The following is a 21,162-nucleotide window of genomic DNA, read 5'->3' as shown; positions in this document are numbered from 1 at the left end:
CGTGTCACGACAGGTAGTTCGGATCTGGTTCGGGAAAGGTTCAATTCCGCGTCCAGCGGCTTACGGATCGTGGTCGTCGGGTACGCCGACGATACGATCCCGGGCAGATTCACGCCCCCAAGGAGGCCATCGATGTCCGTGCACCCCCGCGCCGGCACTCCCGCCGATTCCCGCGACACCATCGACGTGCCCAGGGTGGTACTCAGCTATTACACCGAGCACCCCGATCCGACCGCGACCGGGCAGCGCGTGGCGTTCGGCACCTCCGGGCACCGGGGTTCCAGCCTGCGGGCGGCGTTCAACGAGGACCACATCCTCGCGACCAGCCAGGCGATCGTCGAATACCGCCGGGAACAGGGCACCGACGGGCCGCTCTATCTGGGCCGCGACACCCACGCGTTGTCCGAGCCGGCGATGATCTCCGCCCTCGAGGTCTTCGCCGCGGGTGGCGTCCGGGTGCTCGTCGACAGCCGGGACGGCTACACCCCGACGCCGGCGCTGTCGCACGCGATCCTCACCTACAACCGGGGCCGCGGCGCCGGGCTCGCCGACGGCGTCGTGGTCACCCCGTCGCACAACCCGCCCGACGACGGCGGCTTCAAGTACAACCCCCCGCACGGCGGGCCCGCCGGCACCGACGCCACCACGTGGATCCAGGACCGGGCGAACGCGCTGATCGCCGGCGGTCTCAAGGAGGTACGCAGGGTCGGCGCCGGCCGCGCCCGCGCCTCCGAGATGGTGGCCGGCTACGACTTCCTCGGCACGTACGTGGACGACCTGGGCTCCGTGATCGACATGGAGGCGATCCGGGAGGCGGGCGTGCGCATCGGCGCCGACCCGCTGGGCGGGGCCTCCGTGGCCTACTGGGGCGAGATCGGCTCCCGCTACGGGCTGGACCTGACCGTGGTCAACCCGGACGTCGACCCGACGTTCCGATTCATGACCCTGGACTGGGACGGCAAGATCCGGATGGACTGCTCGTCGCCGTACGCGATGGCGTCGTTGATCGCGAGCAAGGACCGGTTCCAGCTCGCCACGGGCAACGACGCCGACGCCGACCGGCACGGCATCGTCACCCCCGACGGCGGGCTCATGAACCCGAACCACTACCTGGCCGTCGCCATCTCTTACCTGTTCCGGGTGCGGACCGAGTGGCCTTCGGGTGCCGCGGTGGGCAAGACCCTCGTCTCCTCGTCGATGATCGACCGCGTCGCGGCGGACCTGGGACGCCGGCTCGACGAGGTGCCGGTGGGCTTCAAGTGGTTCGTGCCGGGCCTGCTGGACGGCTCGGTCGGCTTCGGCGGAGAGGAGAGCGCGGGCGCGTCCTTCCTGCGCCGCGACGGCGGCCCGTGGAGCACCGACAAGGACGGCATCCTGCTCGACCTGCTCGCCTCGGAGATCCTGGCCACGACCGGGCGGACGCCCAGCGAGCACTACCGCGATCTCACCGCCAAGTTCGGCTCTCCCGCGTACGCCCGCATCGACGCTCCGGCGACCCGCGAGGAGAAGGCGGTCCTGGCGAAGCTGTCCCCGTCGCAGGTCACCGCCCGGGAGTTGGACGGCGAGCCGATCACGGCGGTGCTGACCACCGCGCCGGGCAACGACGCCCCGATCGGCGGTCTCAAGGTCACCACCGAGTCCGGCTGGTTCGCCGCGCGTCCCTCGGGCACCGAGGACGTCTACAAGATCTACGCCGAGTCGTTCCGGGGCCCGGAGGCACTCGCCCGCATCCAGGAGGAGGCCCGCGCCGTGGTCTCCGCCGCCCTCAGGGGCTAGGCCGGACCAGTCCGAGGTTGTAGGCGACGATCGTCGCCTGCACCCGGTCGCGGACACCGAGCTTGGCCAGCAGGGCGTTGACGTGCGCCTTGACCGTGCCGGTCGTGATGCCCAGCGCCGCGCCGATCTCGGCGTTGGACATCCCGCGCGCGATGCTCACCAGCACCTCGCGCTCCCGTGGGGTCAGCCCGGTCAGCTGTTTCTCGTCCCCGCCGGTGGTGATCACGGCGCCGCCGGCGAAGGCGTCGATCAGCCGGCGGGTGACGGCCGGGCTGAGCATCGCCTCGCCGTCGGCGACCACCCGGATCGCCGCCAGCAGGTCCGCGGGCTCGGTGTCCTTGAGCACGAAGCCGGACGCGCCCGCCTTGAGCGCCTCGTAGACGTAGGCGTCCTGGTGGAACGTGGTGAGCACCAGCACTCTCGGCGGCTGCGGCGTGGCGGTCAGGCGGGCGGTGGCGGTCAGCCCGTCCATGCCCGGCATCCGGATGTCCATCAGCACCACGTCCGGGCGTACGCGGGCGGCGACGTCGAGGGCCGTCGCGCCGTCGCCGGCCTCGCCCACGATCTCGAGATCGGCCTCGGCGTCGACGATGGCGGCGATGCCGGCCCGCACCATCAGCTGGTCGTCGACGACCATCACCCGGGTTGCGATGACGTCACCTCTTCCTCGTTCGCGTCCACGTTCTGGTCCTGGGCTTCCTGGCGTTCCGCCGCGGTCGCGGTCGGCACCGTGGCCGGGAGCCGGATCTCCGGGGCGCCGTCGGCGGTCGTGCCTAGCGAGCCGCCCACGGCCGCCAGCCGGGCGCGCAGCCCGGCGGCCACCTCGCCGCCGGGGTCGGCGGGCATCGGCGTCACGGTGATGCGCAGCGGGTCGTCGGACAGGTCCACCCGCACGGTCACCGTCGCGGTGTCCCCGGCGAGCAGCAGCTCCACCACCCGGTAGGCGGACAGGTCCACGTCCGGGCTCAGCGTACGGCCCTCGCCGGTCGTTTCGATCGTCACCGTACGGCCGTTCGCGCGCCAGCGCTCCGCCAGCGCGGGAAGCGCCGCAAGGGTCGGCTGCGGAGTGCGGTCGGTGCCGGCGGACTCCCCGGACGGAGCCTCGCGCAGGTCGTTGAGCAGCCCGCGCATCCCGTCCAGCGCGGCCCGGGCCGAGGTCAGGACCTCGTCCAGGTCGCCGCGGTCGGCGGCGTCGGCGACCAGGGCGGTGTCGCGCAGCACCGCTTCGCGCAGCCCCGCGGCGACCCGGGCCCGCTCCGCCCCGGCGTCGTGGAGGGCCCAGGCGGTGGCGGCGGCGACCGCGTGGTGCTGCCGGGCACGGTCCTGGTCGCGGCGGTGGCGCACCAGGAAGCCGATCAGCCAGGCGGCGAGCAGGGGAACGGCCAGCGGGATCCCGCAGACCCCGGTCACGAACACCAGCAGGAACGCGGGACTCTCGCCGGCGAGTTCCTCGGCCGGATCCAACACCAGCATCAGCGTGTACGCCGGCAGGGTGCCGAACAGCACCGCCACCATGGCGAGCCAGGTCAGCACGTGATCCCGGCCGTAGCGGGCCACGGCGTGCACCGCCAGGATCTCCACGCCCATGCCGGCGACCGCGAACCAGCCGAAGTACTCCGGCAGGACCCCGGCGGCGACCATCGCGGGCCACGCCCAGGTCGAGACGACGACGACCGCGAGCACGATCCACGGTCGCTCCCGCCGCCACACCAGCGGGACGGCGTGCGCGATCAGGATCAGCGCGGCCGGTGGCACCCACCCCGTTCCGGGCGACGCGGGGTCGGGCTCGGTGACCGCCACCAGCAGGGCGATGGCGGGGACGAGCAACGCGAGCAGCAGCACCGCGACGTCGATGACCCGGTCGGACCCAGGCCGCCGACGTCCGGCGGCGGCGGAGCCGGCCTTGGGCAGGACCGCCCGCACCCGCCAGCCACCGCCGTCGCGCGGTCCCGCGTCGAGGGCGCCGCCGAGGGCCTCGGCGCGCTCGCGCATGCCGGTGATCCCGCGGCCCGACCCGAGGCTGCCCGCCGGTGGCCGGTCCGCCGCGGCGGGACCGTCGTCGGTGACGGTCAGCTCGACGCCGCACGATCCCTCGTCCAGGCGGACGGTCACCGCGGAGCCCGGGGCATAGCGCAGGGTGTTGGTCAGAGCCTCCCGCACGATCCCGTACGCCGCCTCGGCGACGGCCGGCGGCAGCGTCTCCGCGCCGGCCACCGTGACCCGTTGCCCCAGCCGGCGGAAGCCCTCCGCGAGTTCCTCCAGTCCCGGGCCGGCGGCGTCCGGGCGGGCGTCGGGCCGCTGCAGGAGCGCGACGAGGCGGTGCAAGGCGTTGAGGGTGTCGCGCCCGGTACGCGCGGCGAAATCGCGCGCCTCGGCCATCAGCTCCGGCCGGGATCCGCCGATCCGCTGCGCCGCCGACGCGATCACCACGATCGACGTGAGGTGGTGCGCGGTCACGTCGTGCAGCTCGCGGGCCAACCGGTGGCGTTCGGTGTCGGCCGCCCGCAGCCGTCGGGCCTCGGCCTCGGCCAACTCGGCGGCCGCCCGGGCCCGGTCGGCGTGCCAGCGGTGCCGCGACCGGCCCAGCGCCAGGACCGTCATGTAGAAGACCACGATCATCGCGAAGGCCGCCGCATAGTCCGGATCGACGCCCTCGTACACCGCGACCGACACGCACTGCCAGACCATCACGGCCAGGGCGGCCAGCACGGCGGTGCGCTGGGTGCGCAGCACCGCCACGCTGTAGAGGGCGACGAAGTCGGCGGCACCGATCGCCGTCGTGGCGTCGGTCGGCAGCCCCCACTCGCCGAGGGCGAGCGCCAGCACGATGACCGCGAGGGCCGCCACCGGAGCGGTCCGCCGCCACAGCAGGGCGGCCGCCGCCACCGCGGTCACGGCCAGCGCCGTCGCGGCCTCCGTTGCGGACACCGACTCGCCGATGAGCAGGGGATAGCCCGGCCACGCCGCCAGCTGCAGCAGGGCGAGCGCGGCGGGCACCAGCCAGACCGAGATCCTTTTCATGACGCCTCAGACCCTAGGCGGCGCCCGCACCCGCACACATCGGCCCCCGGTGCCATCCGGGCCTCTATCCCAGGTTGGGGTCCACCCGTGCCGGGGGCCGGAATTCTCAGCTTCGAGTCCGCGGCGCCGACTGGTCAATCGCCGGAAATTCGCCGACGACCGTGAGAGGGAGCAGTGCCCAGCATGACGCCACCAGCCACACCGGTGGGCCGCCGTCGCGTGCGACAACAGGCCCTTCCCGGCCTGCTGCCGCTCGTCGCGGCCGCCGGCACGGTGGCGGCGGTGCTGGTGTGGCTGCTGGTGCGCGAACCCGGGGCCTCCATCCGCCTCGGCTACGCCGCCGGCCCGGTCGCCATGGCGGCCGCCTTCCTCGCCTGCCACCGGATCGGCTCGATGATCATCGTGGCCCGGCCGGTCCGCGCGTTCTGGCGGCTCTACTCCCATTCGGCGATCTGTGTCGGCATCGGCGCCACGGTCAGCTTCGGCCTGTCCAACAACCGGCCCGGCATCTCTCCGTACGTGGCCGGCCCGATGCTGCTCGGCGCGGTCCTGCTGATGCTCGGCTTCCTGCAACTTCCGCGCGAGAAGCGGTCGATGCTGCGCTGGGCGCAGATCCTGCTGGACGGCGCGACCGTCGCCGTCGCGGGAGCCCTGATCTTCTGGTATGTCCTGCTCCAGCTCGCCCCGCCGGGCATCGACACGCTGACCCAGTGGGGCGCCGCGATCGTCGGGGTCGGCGGCCTCATCGCCCTCGTGGTGATCGGGCGCGCGGCGATGAGCCCGGCCAGCGTGGTGGACCCGGCGTCGCTGCGTATCCTCACCGCCGCGCCGTTCACCGGTGTCGTGGCCTCGGTGCTGCTGATCGTAGGCGGGGAGACCGGGCGGCTGTGGCTGTCCGTGCTCGCCGTACCGACCGTCGGCGCGGCGATGACGCTGGCGGCGTACCGTCAGCAGCTGGTTCTGGGTCGGCCCGACGGCGCGGCGAAGCCGGCCGGTGGGCGCAGCGTCTACCAGGCGCTGCCGCTGGTCGCGGTCATCGCGACCGCCGCCCTGGTGGTCTCCGTCTCGGCCCGTCAGCTCGACGCCGGCCCGCGCGTCGTCATCGTCGGCGCGGTGCTGATCGCCGCCTTCGTCATCGCCCGCCAGCTGCTCGGGCGGCGTGCCAACGACCGGATCCTGGACGGCGTCCGCCGCCAGCAGGCCGAGCTCGAGCATCTGGCGATGCACGACCCGCTCACCGGGCTGGCCAACCGGGTCCGCTTCGGCGCGGTGCTCGGGGAGCGGCTGGACGCGCACCTCGCCTCGACCGTGTTGCTGGTCGACATCGACGACTTCAAGATGGTCAACGACACCATGGGCCACGCCGTAGGCGACCAACTGCTCTATGAGGTCGGGCAGCGGTTGCGCCAGCACAGCGCGGTCACCCACCTGCCGGCGCGGCTGGGCGCTGACGAGTTCGCCGTCCTGCTCGACACCGACGAACCGGACGAGGCGGAGGCCGCCGCGACACACGTCCTGGCGGCGCTCGCGGTGCCGTTCCGGGTCGGCGAGCACCAGCTGCTGGCCCACGCCAGCGTCGGGGTCGCCCTGGCCGGACCCGGCGACAGCGCCGACGAGATGCTGCGCAACGCCGACATCGCGATGCACGAGGCCAAGGCCGGCGGCAAGGCGTCCTGGGCGCGGTTCGAGCCGCGGATGCGCCACGAGGTGGTCAACCACGCCCGCCTCGGCAGCGAGCTGCACAACGCGATCATCCGGCATGAGCTGCACCTGGTGTATCAGCCGGTCTTCGACCTCGTCACCGGGCGGATGGCCGGGGCCGAGGCGCTGGTGCGCTGGAACCACCCGACCCGCGGCACCGTCGCTCCCAACGACTTCATCGGAGTCGCCGAGCGTTCCGGGCTGATCGTCCCGCTCGGCTCGTGGGTGCTGCGCGAGGCGTGCGAGCAGCTCGCCGCCTGGCGGGCCGAGCACGGCGACACGTCGATCACCTCGATCAACGTGAACGTAGCGGCCCGGCAGCTGCGCGACCCGGGCTTCGTCGACGAGGTCGCGGCGGTGCTCGCCGAGACCGCTCTGGCGCCGGAGAACCTCGTCCTCGAGGTCACCGAGTCCTCCGTGGTCGACGGTCGCCAGGTCCGCGCCACCCTGGAGGCGCTGCACTCCCTCGGCGTGCGCCTGGCGCTCGACGACTTCGGCACCGGCCAGTCGAGCCTGAGCCTGCTGCGCGCTTTCCCGGTGGACGTACTCAAGCTCGACAAGTCGTTCGTCGACGGCATCTGCGAGGGCGAGGACCGCGGCCGCCTCGCGGTGGCGGCCGCCGTCGCCCAGCTCACCGAATACCTCGACCTGTACGCCGTGGCGGAGGGCATCGAGACCGCCGAGCAGCTGGAACGGCTGCGGCGGATGGGCTACCGGCTGGGCCAGGGCTACCACATGGCCAAGCCGCTGCCGCCGGCCGAAATGGCGGCCCTGATGGTCAGGACCGCCACCGCGACCGTCGCCGCCTAGCCGGGCCCGGTTCTAGGCGGTGACCTCGTTGCGGTCCGCGCCCCACATGGTGTGGAAAGCACCCTCCTTGTCGACCCGGTGGTACGTGTGCGCGCCGAAGAAGTCGCGCTGTCCCTGGATCAGCGCCGCCGGGAGTCGCCGCGCCCGCAGGCCGTCGTAGTAGGCCAGCGCCGAGGCGAAGCCCGGTGCCGGGATGCCCTGCTCGGCGGCGAGCGCCACCACCCGGCGCCACGCTGCCTGGGCGCCGCTGACCGCGTCGAGGAAGTAGTCGTCCACCAGCAGCGTCTGCAGGCCCGCCTGCTTGTCGTACGCCCGCTTGATGTGGTCGAGGAACTTGGCCCGGATGATGCAGCCGTCGCGCCAGATCTTGGCCATCGCGCCCGGGTCGATGTCCCAGCCGTACTCCGCGCTGGCGGCCTGGATCTGCTGGAAGCCCTGGGCGTACGCGACGATCTTGGAGGCGAACAGCGCCTGCTCGACGTCCGCACGCAGGTCCGCGCCGCCGGCGCCGGCGGTGGCCGACGGGCCGGGCAGCTTGCCGGCTGCGGCCTTGCGGACGTCCGCGCCGCCGGACAGGGCGCGGGCGAAGACGGCCTCGGCGATGCCGCTGACCGGGACGCCCAGGTCCAGCGCGGACTGCACGGTCCAGCGGCCGGTGCCCTTCTGCTCGGCCTGGTCCACGACGACGTCCACGAACGGCTGGCCGGTCTCGGTGTCGACCTGCTGGAGCACCTCGGCGGTGATCTCGATCAGGTACGAACCCAGCCGGCCCGCGTTCCAGCCGCGGAAGATGTCCGCGATCTCCGCCGGCGTGTGCCCGCCGGCCTGCCGGAGCAGGTCGTACGCCTCGGCGATGAGCTGCATGTCGGCGTACTCGATGCCGTTGTGCACCATCTTGACGAAGTGGCCGGCGCCGTCGGGGCCGACGTGCACGCAGCACGGCTCGCCGTCCACCTTGGCCGCGATGTCCTCGAGCAGCGGACCGAGCGCCTCGTACGACTCCGGCGAGCCGCCGGGCATGATGCTCGGGCCGTTCAGTGCGCCCTCCTCGCCGCCGGACACGCCGGTGCCGACGAAGTGCAGCCCCCGCTCCTTGAGCGCCGCCTCGCGCCGGCGGGTGTCGGCGAAGTGGGCGTTGCCCGCGTCGATGATCATGTCGCCCTCTTCCAGCAGCGGGGCGAACTCCTCGATCACCGCGTCGGTCGGCTTCCCGGCCTTCACCATGATCACCACGCGGCGCGGCCGTTCGAGGCTCGCCACGAAGTCCTCGGCGCTCTCCGAGGGGAGAAACGTGCCCTCGTGGCCGAACTCCTCGACGAGCTCCTTGGTCCGCCCGTAGCTCCGGTTGTGCACCGCGACCGTGTGGCCGTGGCGGGCGAAGTTCCGGGCCAGGTTACGGCCCATCACCGCCAGGCCGGTTACCCCGATTTGGGCCTTTTCCGTCATGAACGTCCTTCCTCCACGCGAGAGGCGGGCTGCATCCCGTCCGTCGCAAGCCGTTGCGCTCATTGTTACGGATTCACAACGCCCAGGGTTCGACCAGTCGCGAGTAACCCTCGCCCCGCCGGCGAGGAAAAGCGCTCACCAGGCGAAGCGCCGCGTGTCACGCCGCGACGCCGTCGCCTGCGGAGATCGGTCCGACGGTACGCTCGGCGCGTGAAGCGCGGCGAGATCTGGACCATCGGCAGCCGCACCGACCTGCGCTACCGGGTCCTCGTGCTCTCGGCCGACAGCTACAACGAGCGGACGAACGCGTCCCCGTTCTGCGCCCCGATCGTGCGCCAGCGCGGCGTCACCGAGCTGCCGCCGTACGCGGTGGCGCTCACCGAGCAGGATCCGATCACCGGCGTCGTCGTGATCAACCGGATGCGCCGGCTTCCCGCCTCCGTCGGCGCGGAGCGCATCGGCATGGTGACCGGCGCCAGCATGTCCCGCCTGACCGACGCCATGCGCGACTTCTTCGAGCTCTGACGCCCGCCGACGGTAGCCCGTCCGGGTGATCCCGACGCCGTTGCACCGCTGGTGGCATACGGGTGGGGGTGTTCGGGGGATGACGCCACGACGCACCCTGGCGTATTCAGGACGGCGAGGATGTTCCGCGGTGCCGGCGTAAGAGGGGCAGTGACCTGGATGGGCGGTCGGCAGGCGTACGTCGAGGCGATGGAGAGCCTGCGGACAGCCGCGAACCGGCCCTCCGGGGACGCCGCGCGCGCCGTCGTCGACCGGGCGGTGGGTCTGCTGGCCGGGCGGACCCGGTGCCGGCTCGCCGACGCCCACCGACACCTGATGCGCATGAGCGCCGAGCAGGACCGCGACCTCGTCGAGGTCGCCGCCGGAGTGATCAGCCTGCTCGACGTGCCCGAGCGGCTCGACGACGGTGACGGGCTGCTGCTCCCGCCGTACTCCTCGGCCGCGCCCGTCACCCCGACGCCGCGCCGTCACCAGTCCTGGCCGCCCATGGTCCAGGCCGTCCTCGACGCCATGCCCGGCCAGCACGCCCTGCTGGTCGCGGTCCGTGATCCGGCCGGCCGGCTCGCCGACCTCGAGTTCGCGGCCACCAGCCCGGAGGCGACGGCCGCCGACGGCCGCCACGGCCGGGCTCTGATCGGCAGCCGGATCAGCGAGCACTTTCCGCAGACGCTCGTCAGCGACCGGTGGCTGGTCTACGAGCGGGTCCTCGACACCGGTGAACCGGCCGAGATCGGACCGTTCGACCACGCCGGGTCCCGTTACAGCGTGCGCGCCCACCGCCTCGGCCCGGGCCTGCTGCTGTCCTGGGAGCAGCACGAGCACCACCCCGCCGAGGCCGAGCGGATCGCCGCCACCGAGCGCCTGGGCAATCTCGGCTGGGGCGAGTGGGACCTGATCAGCGGCGCCGTCCGCTGGTCCGACCAGCTCTACCGGATCTACGAGCGCGACCCGGCCCTCGGCCCGTTGCCGCGCGAGGAGTCCGAAGCACTCGCCGTCGCGGAGGACCTTCCGCTGCGGATCGCCGCGGCGGAGGCCTTCCACCGTGGCGAACAGGTCGACGTGACCACCCGGGTCCGCGTCAACGGACGCGTCAAGCACCTGCGCTCGGTCGTCGACGCGGTCCGCGACGCCGCCGGCGCCCCGCTGCGCATCTTCGGCATCGTCCAGGACGTCACCGCCCGCGAAACCAGCGTCCGGCGCCTCGCGGAGGTCGAGCACCAGCTCGCCGAGCAGCGCCGCTCGCTCGCCGCCGAGCACGAGCTGGCGGCCCGCCTCCAGCAGATCATCCTGCCGATCCCGGACGGCCCGATGGCGCTGCCCGGCCTCAAGGTCGCGGTGCGCTACCTGCCGGCCGAACAGCAGGGCATGGTCGGCGGCGACTGGTATCACGCGGCCGCCCTGCGCGACGGATCGGTGCTGCTCGCGGTCGGCGACGTCGCCGGCCACGGCACCCAGGCGGCCACCACGATGGCCCAACTGCGCTACTCCCTGCGCGCGCTCGCCGTCACCACCGACGACCCCGGCGAGCTGCTCGGCCACCTCAACCGCCTCACCTGCGACCTCGACCAGGAGACCCCGGAGACGGCGGCCACGGCGATCGTGGCCCGCTACGACCCGGCCCGCCGCCGGCTCACCTGGGCCCAGGCCGGGCACCCGCCCCCGTTGCTGTCCCGAGGTGGCCGCACCGCGCCGTTGCCGCGCCCCGCCGGGCCCATGCTCGGCGTGGTCGAGGACGCGACGTACGGCAGCGCGGTGCTCGACCTCCAGCTCGGCGACGTCCTGCTCTGCTACACCGACGGGCTCGTCGAGCACCGCAGCCGAGGCCTCGACGACGGCCTCGAGGCGGTCATCCGTACGGTTGACGAGGCGGTGGCGGCGTCGCCGCGACAGCCGCTGGCGGAGCTGCTCAGCCGGCTGCGCCGGGCCAACCCGGACGACGACACCTGCATCCTCGCGGTCCGCCCGGTCACCGGAAAAACCCAGGACCTACGCCACTACCTGCGCACGGAACCTCGAGCCCGCTAACGGGACGCCTCCGGGGCGACGAGGCTCAGGGGGCGTTCGAAGAACGACTCGAGGACGACGATGGTCTGGGTGCCGGTGACGCCGTCGATGTCGAAGAGGCGGCGCAGCACCGCCTGCAGGTGCTCCGGTGTGGAGGTGCGGATCTTCACGAGCAGCGACGCCGGACCGGCGATGATGTGGGCCTCCTGGACCTCGGGGATGGCCGTGAGCGCGTCGTGGGTGCTCTGGTCGCCCATCCACGCGTTGGCCTGGAGCATGACGAAGGCGAGCACGCCCCGGTCGACGGCGGCCGGATCCACGTCGATGGTGGTGCGCCGGATGACACCGCGCTCGCGGAGCTTGCGCACCCGCTCGTGGGCCGCGCCTGACGAGAGCCCCACCCCTTTGGCGAGAGCCGCGTAGGCCTGCGTGGCGTCGTCCTGCAGCGCCGTCAGCAGCGCCCGGTCGGTGTCGTCCATCGAACCTCCGTCAGAGTGAATGTGAGTTGGCCAGCCATGCGGTTGACCGCATGCTGTTCGGCAATGTTAGCGTCTTGCCGAACAGAAGGAGTGCGCACATGGCCGAGACCATCCCCGCCGACTTTCAGGTGCTCGACGATCGCTTCCGGTATGTCAACGGCGACTTCGTGCTCGAACGGCTGCACACCGGCTCACGCAAGACCGAAGGGCCGGCATACTTCCCGGCCGGGCGCTATCTGGTGTGGAGCGACATTCCCGGAGACCGGCTCCTGCGCTGGGACGAGACGACCGGCGCCGTCGGCACCTTCCGCCACCACTCGGGCTACGCCAACGGCAACACCGTCGATCGGCAGGGCCGGCTCATCACCTGTGAGCAGGGCAACCGGCGCGTGACCAGGACCGAGCACGACGGCACCGTCACCGTGCTGGCGGAGAAATACCGGGGCCTGCGGCTCAACAGCCCCAACGACGTGGTCGTCCGCGCCGACGGCACGGTGTGGTTCACCGACCCGACCTACGGCATCGCCTCCGACTACGAGGGCAACAAGGCCGACAGCGAGTTCGATGGCGCCTGTTACGTCTTCCGGCTCGACCCGGCCACCGGTGACCTGCGGGTCGTCGCCGACGACTTCTGCCGGCCCAACGGCCTGGCCTTCGCGCCCGACGAGCAGCGGCTGTACCTCGCGGACACCCGCCAGGAACCCAGCCACATCCGGGTCTTCGACGTCGCCGCCGACGGCACCCTGACCGGCGGGAAGATCTTCGCCGAATGCGACCACGGGCGCTTCGACGGCATGCGGGTGGACCAGGACGGCCGGGTCTGGGCCGCCGCCTGGGACGGCGTGCACTGCTTCGACCCCGACGGCACGCTCATCGGCAAGCTGCCGCTGCCCGAGTCGGTCGCCAACCTCACCTTCGGCGGCCCGAAACGCAATCACCTGTTCATCACCGCCGGCACCAGCGTGTACGCGCTGCGCGTGACCGTGAACGGCGCGGCCTATCCCCGTCGGCCCTGACCGACGCCGGATATCCGCGGTGTCGCCGCCCGTGCACCACGTCCGGCAATCATCGGACGTATGACGTCCCCGGGGCCGGGGTAAGCGTCGACCATGTCACGCTTTGGCGACGAGGTCGCCGCGCTGGCGACCGAGCTCACCGATCCCGGTGACCTCGACGTTCTCCTGGACCGCGCCTCGAGCGCGCGGGTGGTCATGCTCGGCGAGGCCAGCCACGGTACGCACGAGTTCTACACCTGGCGTGCCGACCTCACCCGGCGCCTGATCGAGGAACTCGGCTTCTCGTTCGTCGCCGTCGAGGGGGACTGGCCCGACTGCGAACGGGTCGACGCCAGCGTCCGGTCGCTGCCCGGCGCGCCGGAGGACCCCCGGGAGGCGTTGCTGGCGTACGACCGGTGGCCGACCTGGATGTGGGCGAACGAGGAGGTCGTCGACATCTGCCGGTGGCTGCGCGCACACAACTCCCGCAGCGGGCGCGGGGTCGGCTTCCACGGGCTCGACGTGTACTCGCTCTGGGAGTCGATGCGCGAGATCCTCGTGTACCTGCGCGAGCACGACCCCGACCAGGTGCCGACGGCGTTGGACGCGTACCGGTGCTTCGAGCCGTACGCGGAGGATCCGCAGTCGTACGCCTGGGCGACCCGCTTCGTCGGCGCGACCTGCGAGCGTCAGGTCGTCGACCTGCTGGTGGATCTCCGCTCCCGGGCGGCGCAGCGGTCCGGTGAGTTCGCCACCTGGCAGAACGCCGAGGTCGTCGTGGGCGCCGAGCGCTACTACCGGGCGATGGTGAACGGCGGGCCGGAGTCGTGGAACATCCGCGACCGGCACATGGACGACACCCTGGACCGCCTGCTCGGACACTACGGGCCGGACTCGAAGGCGGTCGTCTGGGCGCACAACACCCACGTCGGCGACGCCCGGGCGACCGACCAGACGTCGCACGGAGAGGTGACCATCGGCGAGTTGGCGCGGAACCGTTTCGGCGCCGACCGGGTGCTGCTGGTCGGCTTCGGCGCCCACCGCGGCACCGTCGTGGCCGGCCACGCCTGGGGCGCGCCGATGGAGGTGATGGGCGTGCCACCGGCCCGGCCGGACTCGCTGGAGGACGTCCTGCACGCGACGGCGCCGAGCCGGGCGCTGTTCGTCTTCCCGCCGGGCGACGACCACCCGCCGCTGCTGACCGAGGAGCTCACCCACCGGGCGATCGGCGTGGTCTACCGCCCGGAACGCGAGTGGTGGGGCAACTATGTCCCGACCATCCTCGGCGAGCGGTACGACGCCTTCCTGTGGTTCGACGACAGCAGCGCCGTGCGCCCGATGCACACCCTGGAGGTCGACGTGCGGGAGCCGGAGGCGTTCCCCTCCGGTGTCTGAGTGCTGTTTCACCGACCGCGCGGCGGCGGGACGACGACTGGGTGCCATGGTGGCCCGGCACCTCGGCAATTTCGGCCTGGACCGGCGCCCGCTCGTGCTGGCGCTGCCGCGCGGCGGCGTGCCGGTCGCCGCGCGGGTCGCGGCCGCGGTCGGCGGGGACCTCGACCTGGTCGTCGCGCGCAAGATCGGCGCACCGGGCCAGCCGGAGCTGGGCGTCGGGGCGATCGCCGAGGACGGCGAACCGGTCTTCGACCACGAGCTGCTCGCCGCGCTGGGACTCGAGCCACGGGACCTGTCCGACGCCGTCGCGGCCGAGCGCCGCGAGCTGACCCGTCGGATCCGCGTCTACCGTGGCGACCGGCCGGCGGTGGACGTCACCGACCGGCTGGCGATCGTGGTGGACGACGGGGTGGCGACCGGAGTGACCGCCCGCGCGGCGCTGCGCTGGCTCCGCTCACGCCGGGCACACTCGCTGGTGCTCGCCGCGCCGGTCTGCTCCCGGGAGGCGGACCACTCGCTGGCCGCGGACGCCGACCTGGTGATCTGCCTGGAACGGCCGGCCCGCTTCGGCGCGGTGGGCCGGTTCTACGAGGACTTCGCGCAACTCACCGATGCCGACGTCCGCGAAGGTACGGCCCTTCAGGCCCGTGCGGACCACGCGATGACCCGCCGGCGCTGACGTTCCCTGCGGGCGTGTTTGTCCACAGTAGGCCGGTGTTGTCCGAACTATAGTGGCCACGACATGGCGTTCCGAGGAGGCATGTGTGGCCGCTCTTGAGTCCGCGGCCCTCGGCGTCGCCCGGGCGATCATCCAGAAGGCGGCGGCCGCGTGGATCGCCGACCGTCGAGCCTCGGGAGAACGCAGGAAGGAACTGGCGGGCCTCCTTCGACCGACGCTCGGCCGGCCGGACCCGCTGACCGGGCTCGTCGACGGCGTGGCGTCCGAGCTGAGCCTGCTCGCGGGCCACGAGTTCGCCGGTCTCGAGGAAGGCGACCGCAACGCCGCCCTGCTCGCCGTGGTCATGGTCTTCGACAAGACCGACCTCTCCGACGAAGCCCTCTTCGCGGTTGACGTCGACGCCGCGAAACTGGCCGCCAGGCTGCGCGCCGAACGATCGCGGGAGATCGCCGCGGTGGGCCTGAGCGCCGCGGGCCAGGCGTTCTTCGACAGGATGCTCACCCAGAGCTGTTCGTGTTACCTGCGAACGATCATGCAGCTGCCCGCGTTCATGCCACGGGCGCAGGCCGAGCTCATCAAGCAGGTCGCCTCGTTGCCCGACCAGGTCGCCGACAGGGTCATCACCGCTTGGGAACAGCAGCACACCACCGCCGGTCTCGGGTACTTGAGCGATCGGCCCGCGGCGCGATCCGCCTATCTCGAGCAGGTGCGCTTCATCGCGCCGACCCACCTGGACGGCCGTGATCAGGAGCTTGAGGACCTCGCTGCCTTCTGCACCGCGCCGCGGGAGCGGCCTTACCTGTGGCTCCGTGCGCCCGCGTGGGCCGGCAAGTCCGCTCTCATGGCGACCTTCGCGCTGAACCCCCCGGCCGACACCCATCTGGTGTCGTTCTTCATCACGGCCCGGTGGCCGGGCCAGAGCGACCGGGCCGCCTTCACCGAGGTGGTGGTCGAGCAACTGGCCGATCTCCTGGACGAGCCCATGCCGGTCCTCACCTCGGCTACGCGCGATGCCCGCTTCCTGTCGATGCTCGCCCGGGCGGCGCAGGCGTGTGCGAGCAGCGGCCAGCGGCTCGTCCTGCTCATCGACGGGCTCGACGAGGACACCGGGGTGACCCTGGACGCCGACTCGTACAGCATCGCCTCGCTCCTGCCGGGCCACCCGCCGAGCGGCATGCGGGTCATCGTGGCGAGCCGGCTGAACCCACCACTTCCCGACGATGTTCCCGACGACCATCCGATGCGCGACGCCGCCACGACGAAGCGGCTGAGCCGCTCGACCGAAGCCGACGTCGTGCGCCAGGACATGGTGCGAGAACTGACCAGACTGCTCCGGGGAAGCGCCGAGGAGCGGGAACTGCTCGGGCTCCTCACCGCCGCCGGTGGCGGTCTGAGCGTTCATGACCTGGCGGAGCTGATCGGCGTGTCGGCCTGGGACATGTCGCGAGGCCTCGCCACCGTGGCGAGCCGGTCCGTCGCGCCGCGTACCGGCCACTGGACCGGCCCCGACGTGTACGTGCTGGCCCATGAGGAACTGCGGCAGCTGGCGGTCGAGCGTCTGGGCGACGCACGCCTGGTCGAGCTGCGGCAACGGGTGCACGACTGGGCCGACTCCTACCGCGACCAGGGATGGCCCGCGACAACGCCGGAGTTCCTGCTGCGTGGCTACCACCGGCTGCTGCAAGCCACCGCCGATCTTCCTCGGCTTCTCGCCTGTGCGACCGACCCGCGTCGCCACGACCGGTTGCTCGAGGTCAACGGCGGGGACATCGGCGCGCTGACGGAGATCTCCGTCGCGCAGGACCACATCATGGCGCTGGGCGAGCCGGATCTCGTGGCGTTGAGTCGGCTGGCGGTGCATCGCACGCGCCTTCTCTCCCGTGGCGCCCTTCCCGGCAACCTTCCCGCCGTGTGGGCCCGGCTCGGTTTCCGGGTACGCGCTGAGGCCATCACCCGTTCGATCAGGGATTCGGCGGAGAGTGATTCCGTCGACCGCGCGCCCCGGCGCCGAACCGCGTTGCTGGAGCTTGCCAGAGCCAGGGCCAGAGATCACCACATGCGGGGAGTCAACGACCTTATCCGCGCGATCGATGACACCGAGGCCCCGGGCCCCGACCTCGGCGATGACATCCTCCTGCGCGACATCGCCCTCTCCGTCCTCGACGCGGGATTCTGGGCCTTCGCCGAGGACATCGCCCGGCGGATCGCGGATGCCGGCACGCGGGCGAGCACAATGGATCGCCTCGCCGCCACGTTCCGGGACGCCGGCGACGACGAGCGCGCCGAAGCCCTGATCGCCGGTTCCCCGAACCCGGCAGACGGTCGGAGCGAAGCGGCCGCGAAAGCGGTCGACGAGCCGCGGTCACCGGCGTGGACTCTCGCCGACCAGGCCGAGAAGGCATTGCGAACGGGAGCCCGGGACACCGCGCTCGCCCTCGCGCGGCAGGCGGAGTTGGCGGCACACACGAAAGCGCTGAGCAGTGCGCTGATCAAGCTGGGTGAGCGGGCTCGCGCGACGGCCGTCGCCGAACTCGCCGAGGCGCGAGCCACTCCGGACCTGCCGGGGAAGGGCCAGGTCGACCGCCGCCTGATCGCTCGCCTGCTGCGGACCGAGAGCTGGACGTACTGCCTCGACGAGCTGTCGGTCGTCGAGCCGTCGGCGGTGGTCGCGATCGCCGACGAGTTCACCCGGATACGGTCAGGCTCGCCGGGCTGACGACCGCTGATCCGTGGTGGTGGACCGCCACGGTGCGACGGTCGTCAGGCCGGCGTGGCGCAGCATCGCCCTGACCACCAGCGGGTGCACCAGGCGGACGACGGCGAGGTAGGCGCGGCCGGCGCGGGAGCGGGTCGCCGCCAGGGTGGACACGGTGACCGTCGTGCCGTCGGCGTCCGGCTCGACCAGCACGCCGGCGCGGAAGTCGAGGTGGCCGGCGTCGGTGCCGAGCAGCACTTCGCGGTCCGTACGCGCAATGGTGTCGAAGGCCGACTCGTCGCCGCGCTCGATGCCGAACGGGGTGACCAGCCGGTTGCGCAGGCGCAGCAGCGCGACCACCGCCCGGGGTGGGTTACGGAAGATCGCGTCCGCCCAGTCCTGCGGGTCGGTGGTGGTGCCGGGCGGCACCCGCAGCGCGAAGGCGTCGGCCAGGTCCGGCCGGTCGATCGCGCCGGGCAGCAGCGTCGAGGTGGGCATCGGCACGGCCTTGACCCGGACGCTCTCGAGGCCGACGGCGAGCCGGGCCCGCCAGGGGTAGCGGACGGGCCGTTCGACGGTGCCGGTGACGGCACGTTCGGCGTTGTCCAGCAGATGCTCGATGACGGTGTCGTGACAGACGCGGACCAGCGCCGGCCAGAGGAGCCGCATGCCGCCGGTCGGCCGGGCGACGAGCCGGTGCCGCAGCACGCACGAGTGCGCGTCGCGTTCCTCGACCTCCAGGGTGTGGGTGCCGGTCAGCCCGGTGCGCGGGTGGAAGGTCAGCTCCGCGCGGTGGCCGGGCTGATATGCGGTGACGTGGTAGCGGACCGGACCGTGGCCGCCGTCGGCGCCGACGGCGAGCGGCCGGTCGAACCGCACCGGCACCCAGGCGGGTGACGGCCAGAGCGGGTCGTCGTCGGCGCCGACGCGGTCGAGCAGGCGGCCCACCCGCGCCGCGGAAACCGGCAGGACCCGTTCGTGGATGTTGTGCACCGTGGCTGTCATCATCGCCTCCATACGGTTCCGTATGTTTTCCATACGCTACCGTACAGTCATGAGTGAACGACCCGTCAAGCGCGGTGCCGGAAAGCGGAACGCGCAGCGGCTGACCACCGACGACTGGACCGCGGCGGCCCTCGAGGCGATGGCCGGCGGAGGCCTCGCGGCGGTCGCGGTCGAGCCGCTCGCGGCCCGACTGGGTGCCACGAAGGGAAGCTTCTACTGGCACTTCGCCAACCGGGACGCCCTGATCGAAGCGGCCGTGCTGCGGTGGGAGCGCGAGGACACCGACGCGGTCATCGCGCTCGTCGACGCCGAACCCGACGCTATGGCCCGGCTGCGGCTGCTCATCGGCCTCGTCCTCGATTCGACGGTCGTCACGGCGGAGGGCTCCATCGAGCTGGCGATGCTGGCCACCGCCGACCACCCCCACGTGGCGCCGGTGCTGGCCCGGGTGACCGAGCGGCGGGTGGCGTACACGGCCGGGCTCTTCTCGGCGCTCGGCTGGCCGGCGGAGGAGGCTCGGCGTCGCGGTCTGCTGGCGGTCACCGCGTACCTCGGCTACGCGCAGCTCGCCCACGTCGCACCCGGCACCCTGCCCGTCGCCGAGGAGGATCGCCGCCGCTACATCGACCAGGTGATCGGCCTGCTGACGGCCGGGTAGGGTCTGGGCCGGGCACACGGAGGTGGATGTGAAGAGAGTGACCCGCAAGCTCGCTCTCTGGCGGGCCGACCTCGACGGCGGCGTCTGCGCCGCCCCGGAGGAGTGCGCCGAGGTGCTGCGCCACAGTGGCCCGGTCACCGTCGTGCTCGAGCACCGCGACCGTGGCGTCGCGCCGGCGCGGCACGTCTTCCACAGCTGTCTGCAGCAGGACGTCGAATGGCAGTTCGGCGGCCTCACCTGGCCGGCGGACCTGCGGCCCGGGGTCCTGGTCACCGTCTCCTGGCGGGCCGCCAGGGACGAGGTCGTCGTGCGTACGGCCGCGCTCGACGAGCCGGTGCGCGTCGACGGCGTCCCGTACTTCCACGAGTACGACCCGAAGGTCGTCACCCGCGAGTTCGTGCCGGACGCCTCCAACCGGGCCAAGGTGCTGTTCGCGGTGCGCCGGCACGGGCGCGTCTTCTCCGACGGCAGCGCGATGCTCGTCGAGTCGGAGCTTGCCGCGCACTGTGGGCTGGGGCGGGGCGCTCGCGGCGCGTTCCTGCTCCGCAACGCCGTCGACCAGCTGGTCCGGGAGGGGTTCCTCACCCGCTTGACCGGCGGCACCGATTCCTCGGGATATCCGTGCTATCCGGCCGTCGAGGGCCACAAAACCGCCGAGATGCTGTTCTACGCGCCGCTGGTCGAACCGACCTCCCTCGATGACGAGGACTCTCCGGACGCCGACCGCCAGGACCACTGGGTCAACGGGTTCCTGCGCAAATTGCCGCCGGGGGCGCAGGCGTCGGAGAAGCAGCGCATTCTCCATGAGGGGCCGTTGGCCCCCGGCTTCACCTATGTGAAGAGGCACCACCGCGGCGGCTGAACCCCGGCGGGCCGGCCGCCACCGCAACCGGGATGCTTCCGTCGGGCGACCGTCGGGACCCCGTGGTCGGCCCAGACTGGTGCCATGGTGCCGATCAGCCAGTGGAACGTCGACGACAAGCCGCAGAGCCGCTTCGAGGTGGCGCGCGAGCTCGTCACGGTCTGGGTCGTGCACATCCACCGCTCGTACCAGGTCATCCGGGGTACCCGCTGAACCACGCTTGACATCCCCGCCCGGCGGCGCAGTCTCAACCCATCGGTTGATAAACCGGTTGGTTGATAAGCCAGGTGGTTGAGAGCAATGAGTGCGGATCCCATCAGCGGCGTCTTCGCCGCCCTCGCCGACCCGACCCGACGGGCGATCCTCGCCCGGTTGGCCCGGGGCGAGGCGACCGTCGCCGAGCTGGGTGCCCCGTTCCCGATCAGTGCCCAGGCGATCTCCAAGCACCTCAACGTGCTGGAGCGCGCCGGCCTGATCGTGCGGACCCGCGAGGCCCAGTGGCGGCGCGTGCGGATCGAGCCCACGCCGCTGCGCGACCTCGCCGGCTGGGTCGCGCAGTACCGGCGGCTCTGGGAGGAGCGCTACGACACGCTCGGCGACTATCTGGAGACCCTGCAGAAGGAGGAGTCGTGAGCACCATCGCCATCAGCACCCCGTCCGACACCGAGCTGGTCATGAGCCGCTCGTTCGATGCCCCGAAGGAGCTGGTCTTCGCCGCGCACACCGAGGCCGAGCACCTCCGGCACTGGTGGGGCCGGGGCAACCCGCTCGACGTCACCATCGCCTTCACCGTCGGCGGCACCTGGCGGTTCGTCGAGACCGCCGACGGTCAACAGCACGCGTTCCGCGGCGAGTTCCGCGACATCCAGGCCCCGGACACCTTCACCTGGACCTTCGAGTACGAGCCCATGGCCGGCCACGTCGCCGTCGAGCGGTTCGTCTTCACCGAGCAGGACGGCAAGACCACGGTGACCAGCACGACGACGTTCAGCTCGCGGGCCGACCGGGACGGCATGCTCCAGTCGGGCATGGAGACCGGTGCCGAGCAGAGCTACGCCGCGCTCGACCTCTACCTCGCCAAGATCAAGGGCTGATCGTGGACTAGAGTCGC

The 21,162-nt window shown here is 72.3% G+C and carries 18 protein-coding genes; 13 read left to right on the top strand and 5 right to left on the bottom strand.

Going from position 1 to position 21,162, the window contains the following annotated elements:
- Positions 1–132 precede the first annotated feature (132 nt).
- Complete coding sequence (gene pgm / locus AB0M36_RS28805; RefSeq protein WP_364163462.1) at positions 133–1,776, top strand: phosphoglucomutase (alpha-D-glucose-1,6-bisphosphate-dependent); 1,644 nt, start codon at positions 133–135, stop codon at positions 1,774–1,776.
- Here pgm and AB0M36_RS28800 read toward each other — a convergent pair.
- Both AB0M36_RS28800 and AB0M36_RS28795 read right to left on the bottom strand, forming a co-directional pair.
- Positions 1,766–2,413 (bottom strand): response regulator transcription factor, encoded by a 648-nt coding sequence (locus tag AB0M36_RS28800; RefSeq protein WP_364163923.1) that lies wholly within the window; start codon positions 2,411–2,413, stop codon positions 1,766–1,768. The two genes, pgm and AB0M36_RS28800, sit on opposite strands and share 11 nt — an antisense overlap.
- A complete protein-coding gene (locus AB0M36_RS28795; RefSeq protein WP_364163459.1) occupies positions 2,413–4,797 on the bottom strand; it encodes a histidine kinase in 2,385 nt (794 codons plus the stop codon). The genes AB0M36_RS28800 and AB0M36_RS28795 overlap by 1 nt, the downstream gene beginning before the upstream one ends.
- A gap of 183 nt (positions 4,798–4,980) precedes the next feature.
- On the opposite strand from AB0M36_RS28795, the gene AB0M36_RS28790 reads away from it, so the two are divergent.
- Positions 4,981–7,308, top strand: a complete 2,328-nt coding sequence (locus tag AB0M36_RS28790) for a bifunctional diguanylate cyclase/phosphodiesterase (RefSeq protein WP_364163456.1) — start codon at positions 4,981–4,983, stop codon at positions 7,306–7,308.
- Between the two features lie 12 nt (positions 7,309–7,320).
- Here the strand turns inward: AB0M36_RS28790 and gndA are convergent, their stop codons facing one another.
- A complete protein-coding gene (gndA, locus tag AB0M36_RS28785; RefSeq protein ID WP_364163453.1) occupies positions 7,321–8,754 on the bottom strand; it encodes an NADP-dependent phosphogluconate dehydrogenase in 1,434 nt (477 codons plus the stop codon).
- A 210-nt stretch (positions 8,755–8,964) separates the two neighbouring features.
- Between gndA and AB0M36_RS28780 the strand changes: the two genes are divergently transcribed.
- On the top strand, positions 8,965–9,279 hold the full coding sequence (locus AB0M36_RS28780) for a type II toxin-antitoxin system PemK/MazF family toxin (RefSeq protein WP_364163451.1): 315 nt from the start codon (positions 8,965–8,967) through the stop codon (positions 9,277–9,279).
- 159 nt (positions 9,280–9,438) lie between these two features.
- A complete protein-coding gene (locus tag AB0M36_RS28775) occupies positions 9,439–11,304 on the top strand; it encodes a SpoIIE family protein phosphatase (protein ID WP_364163920.1) in 1,866 nt (621 codons plus the stop codon).
- Here AB0M36_RS28775 and AB0M36_RS28770 read toward each other — a convergent pair.
- On the bottom strand, positions 11,301–11,762 hold the full coding sequence (locus tag AB0M36_RS28770; protein ID WP_364163449.1) for an Lrp/AsnC family transcriptional regulator: 462 nt from the start codon (positions 11,760–11,762) through the stop codon (positions 11,301–11,303). The two genes, AB0M36_RS28775 and AB0M36_RS28770, sit on opposite strands and share 4 nt — an antisense overlap.
- A 98-nt stretch (positions 11,763–11,860) precedes the next feature.
- On the opposite strand from AB0M36_RS28770, the gene AB0M36_RS28765 reads away from it, so the two are divergent.
- The 4 genes from AB0M36_RS28765 (at position 11,861) to AB0M36_RS28750 (ending at position 17,547) form a co-directional block, all read left to right on the top strand.
- Entirely contained in the window at positions 11,861–12,778 is a 918-nt protein-coding gene (locus tag AB0M36_RS28765; RefSeq protein WP_364163446.1) for an SMP-30/gluconolactonase/LRE family protein, read from the top strand.
- Positions 12,779–12,871: 93 nt separating this feature from the next.
- On the top strand, positions 12,872–14,152 hold the full coding sequence (locus tag AB0M36_RS28760) for an erythromycin esterase family protein (protein ID WP_364163443.1): 1,281 nt from the start codon (positions 12,872–12,874) through the stop codon (positions 14,150–14,152).
- Positions 14,145–14,831 carry a phosphoribosyltransferase family protein gene (locus AB0M36_RS28755; RefSeq protein ID WP_364163440.1) on the top strand — a complete coding sequence of 229 codons (687 nt, stop codon included), beginning with the start codon at positions 14,145–14,147 and terminating at the stop codon, positions 14,829–14,831. The genes AB0M36_RS28760 and AB0M36_RS28755 overlap by 8 nt, the downstream gene beginning before the upstream one ends.
- 85 nt (positions 14,832–14,916) lie before the next feature.
- Positions 14,917–17,547, top strand: coding sequence for a hypothetical protein (locus tag AB0M36_RS28750; RefSeq protein ID WP_364163438.1), 2,631 nt, complete (start codon positions 14,917–14,919; stop codon positions 17,545–17,547).
- Here the strand turns inward: AB0M36_RS28750 and AB0M36_RS28745 are convergent.
- Positions 17,530–18,531: a DUF2867 domain-containing protein gene (locus AB0M36_RS28745; protein ID WP_364163435.1), complete on the bottom strand. Its 1,002-nt coding sequence runs from the start codon at positions 18,529–18,531 to the stop codon at positions 17,530–17,532. The two genes, AB0M36_RS28750 and AB0M36_RS28745, sit on opposite strands and share 18 nt — an antisense overlap.
- A gap of 49 nt (positions 18,532–18,580) precedes the next feature.
- On the opposite strand from AB0M36_RS28745, the gene AB0M36_RS28740 reads away from it, so the two are divergent.
- The 5 genes from AB0M36_RS28740 (at position 18,581) to AB0M36_RS28720 (ending at position 21,145) form a co-directional block, all read left to right on the top strand.
- Positions 18,581–19,189, top strand: a complete 609-nt coding sequence (locus AB0M36_RS28740; RefSeq protein ID WP_364163432.1) for a TetR/AcrR family transcriptional regulator — start codon at positions 18,581–18,583, stop codon at positions 19,187–19,189.
- Positions 19,190–19,217: 28 nt separating this feature from the next.
- Positions 19,218–20,051, top strand: a complete 834-nt coding sequence (locus AB0M36_RS28735; protein WP_364163429.1) for a hypothetical protein — start codon at positions 19,218–19,220, stop codon at positions 20,049–20,051.
- An 84-nt stretch (positions 20,052–20,135) separates the two neighbouring features.
- Positions 20,136–20,264 (top strand): hypothetical protein, encoded by a 129-nt coding sequence (locus AB0M36_RS28730; protein WP_364163426.1) that lies wholly within the window; start codon positions 20,136–20,138, stop codon positions 20,262–20,264.
- Positions 20,265–20,351: 87 nt separating this feature from the next.
- Positions 20,352–20,684 carry a metalloregulator ArsR/SmtB family transcription factor gene (locus AB0M36_RS28725; RefSeq protein ID WP_364163423.1) on the top strand — a complete coding sequence of 111 codons (333 nt, stop codon included), beginning with the start codon at positions 20,352–20,354 and terminating at the stop codon, positions 20,682–20,684.
- Complete coding sequence (locus AB0M36_RS28720) at positions 20,681–21,145, top strand: SRPBCC domain-containing protein (RefSeq protein WP_364163420.1); 465 nt, start codon at positions 20,681–20,683, stop codon at positions 21,143–21,145. Before AB0M36_RS28725 ends, AB0M36_RS28720 begins: the two co-directional genes overlap by 4 nt.
- Positions 21,146–21,162: the final 17 nt, after the last annotated feature.

It is taken from the genome of Actinoplanes sp. NPDC051346 (assembly GCF_040682215.1).
In the GTDB taxonomy this organism is placed as follows: domain Bacteria; phylum Actinomycetota; class Actinomycetes; order Mycobacteriales; family Micromonosporaceae; genus Actinoplanes.
This window is presented reverse-complemented; position numbering and strand designations above follow the sequence as displayed.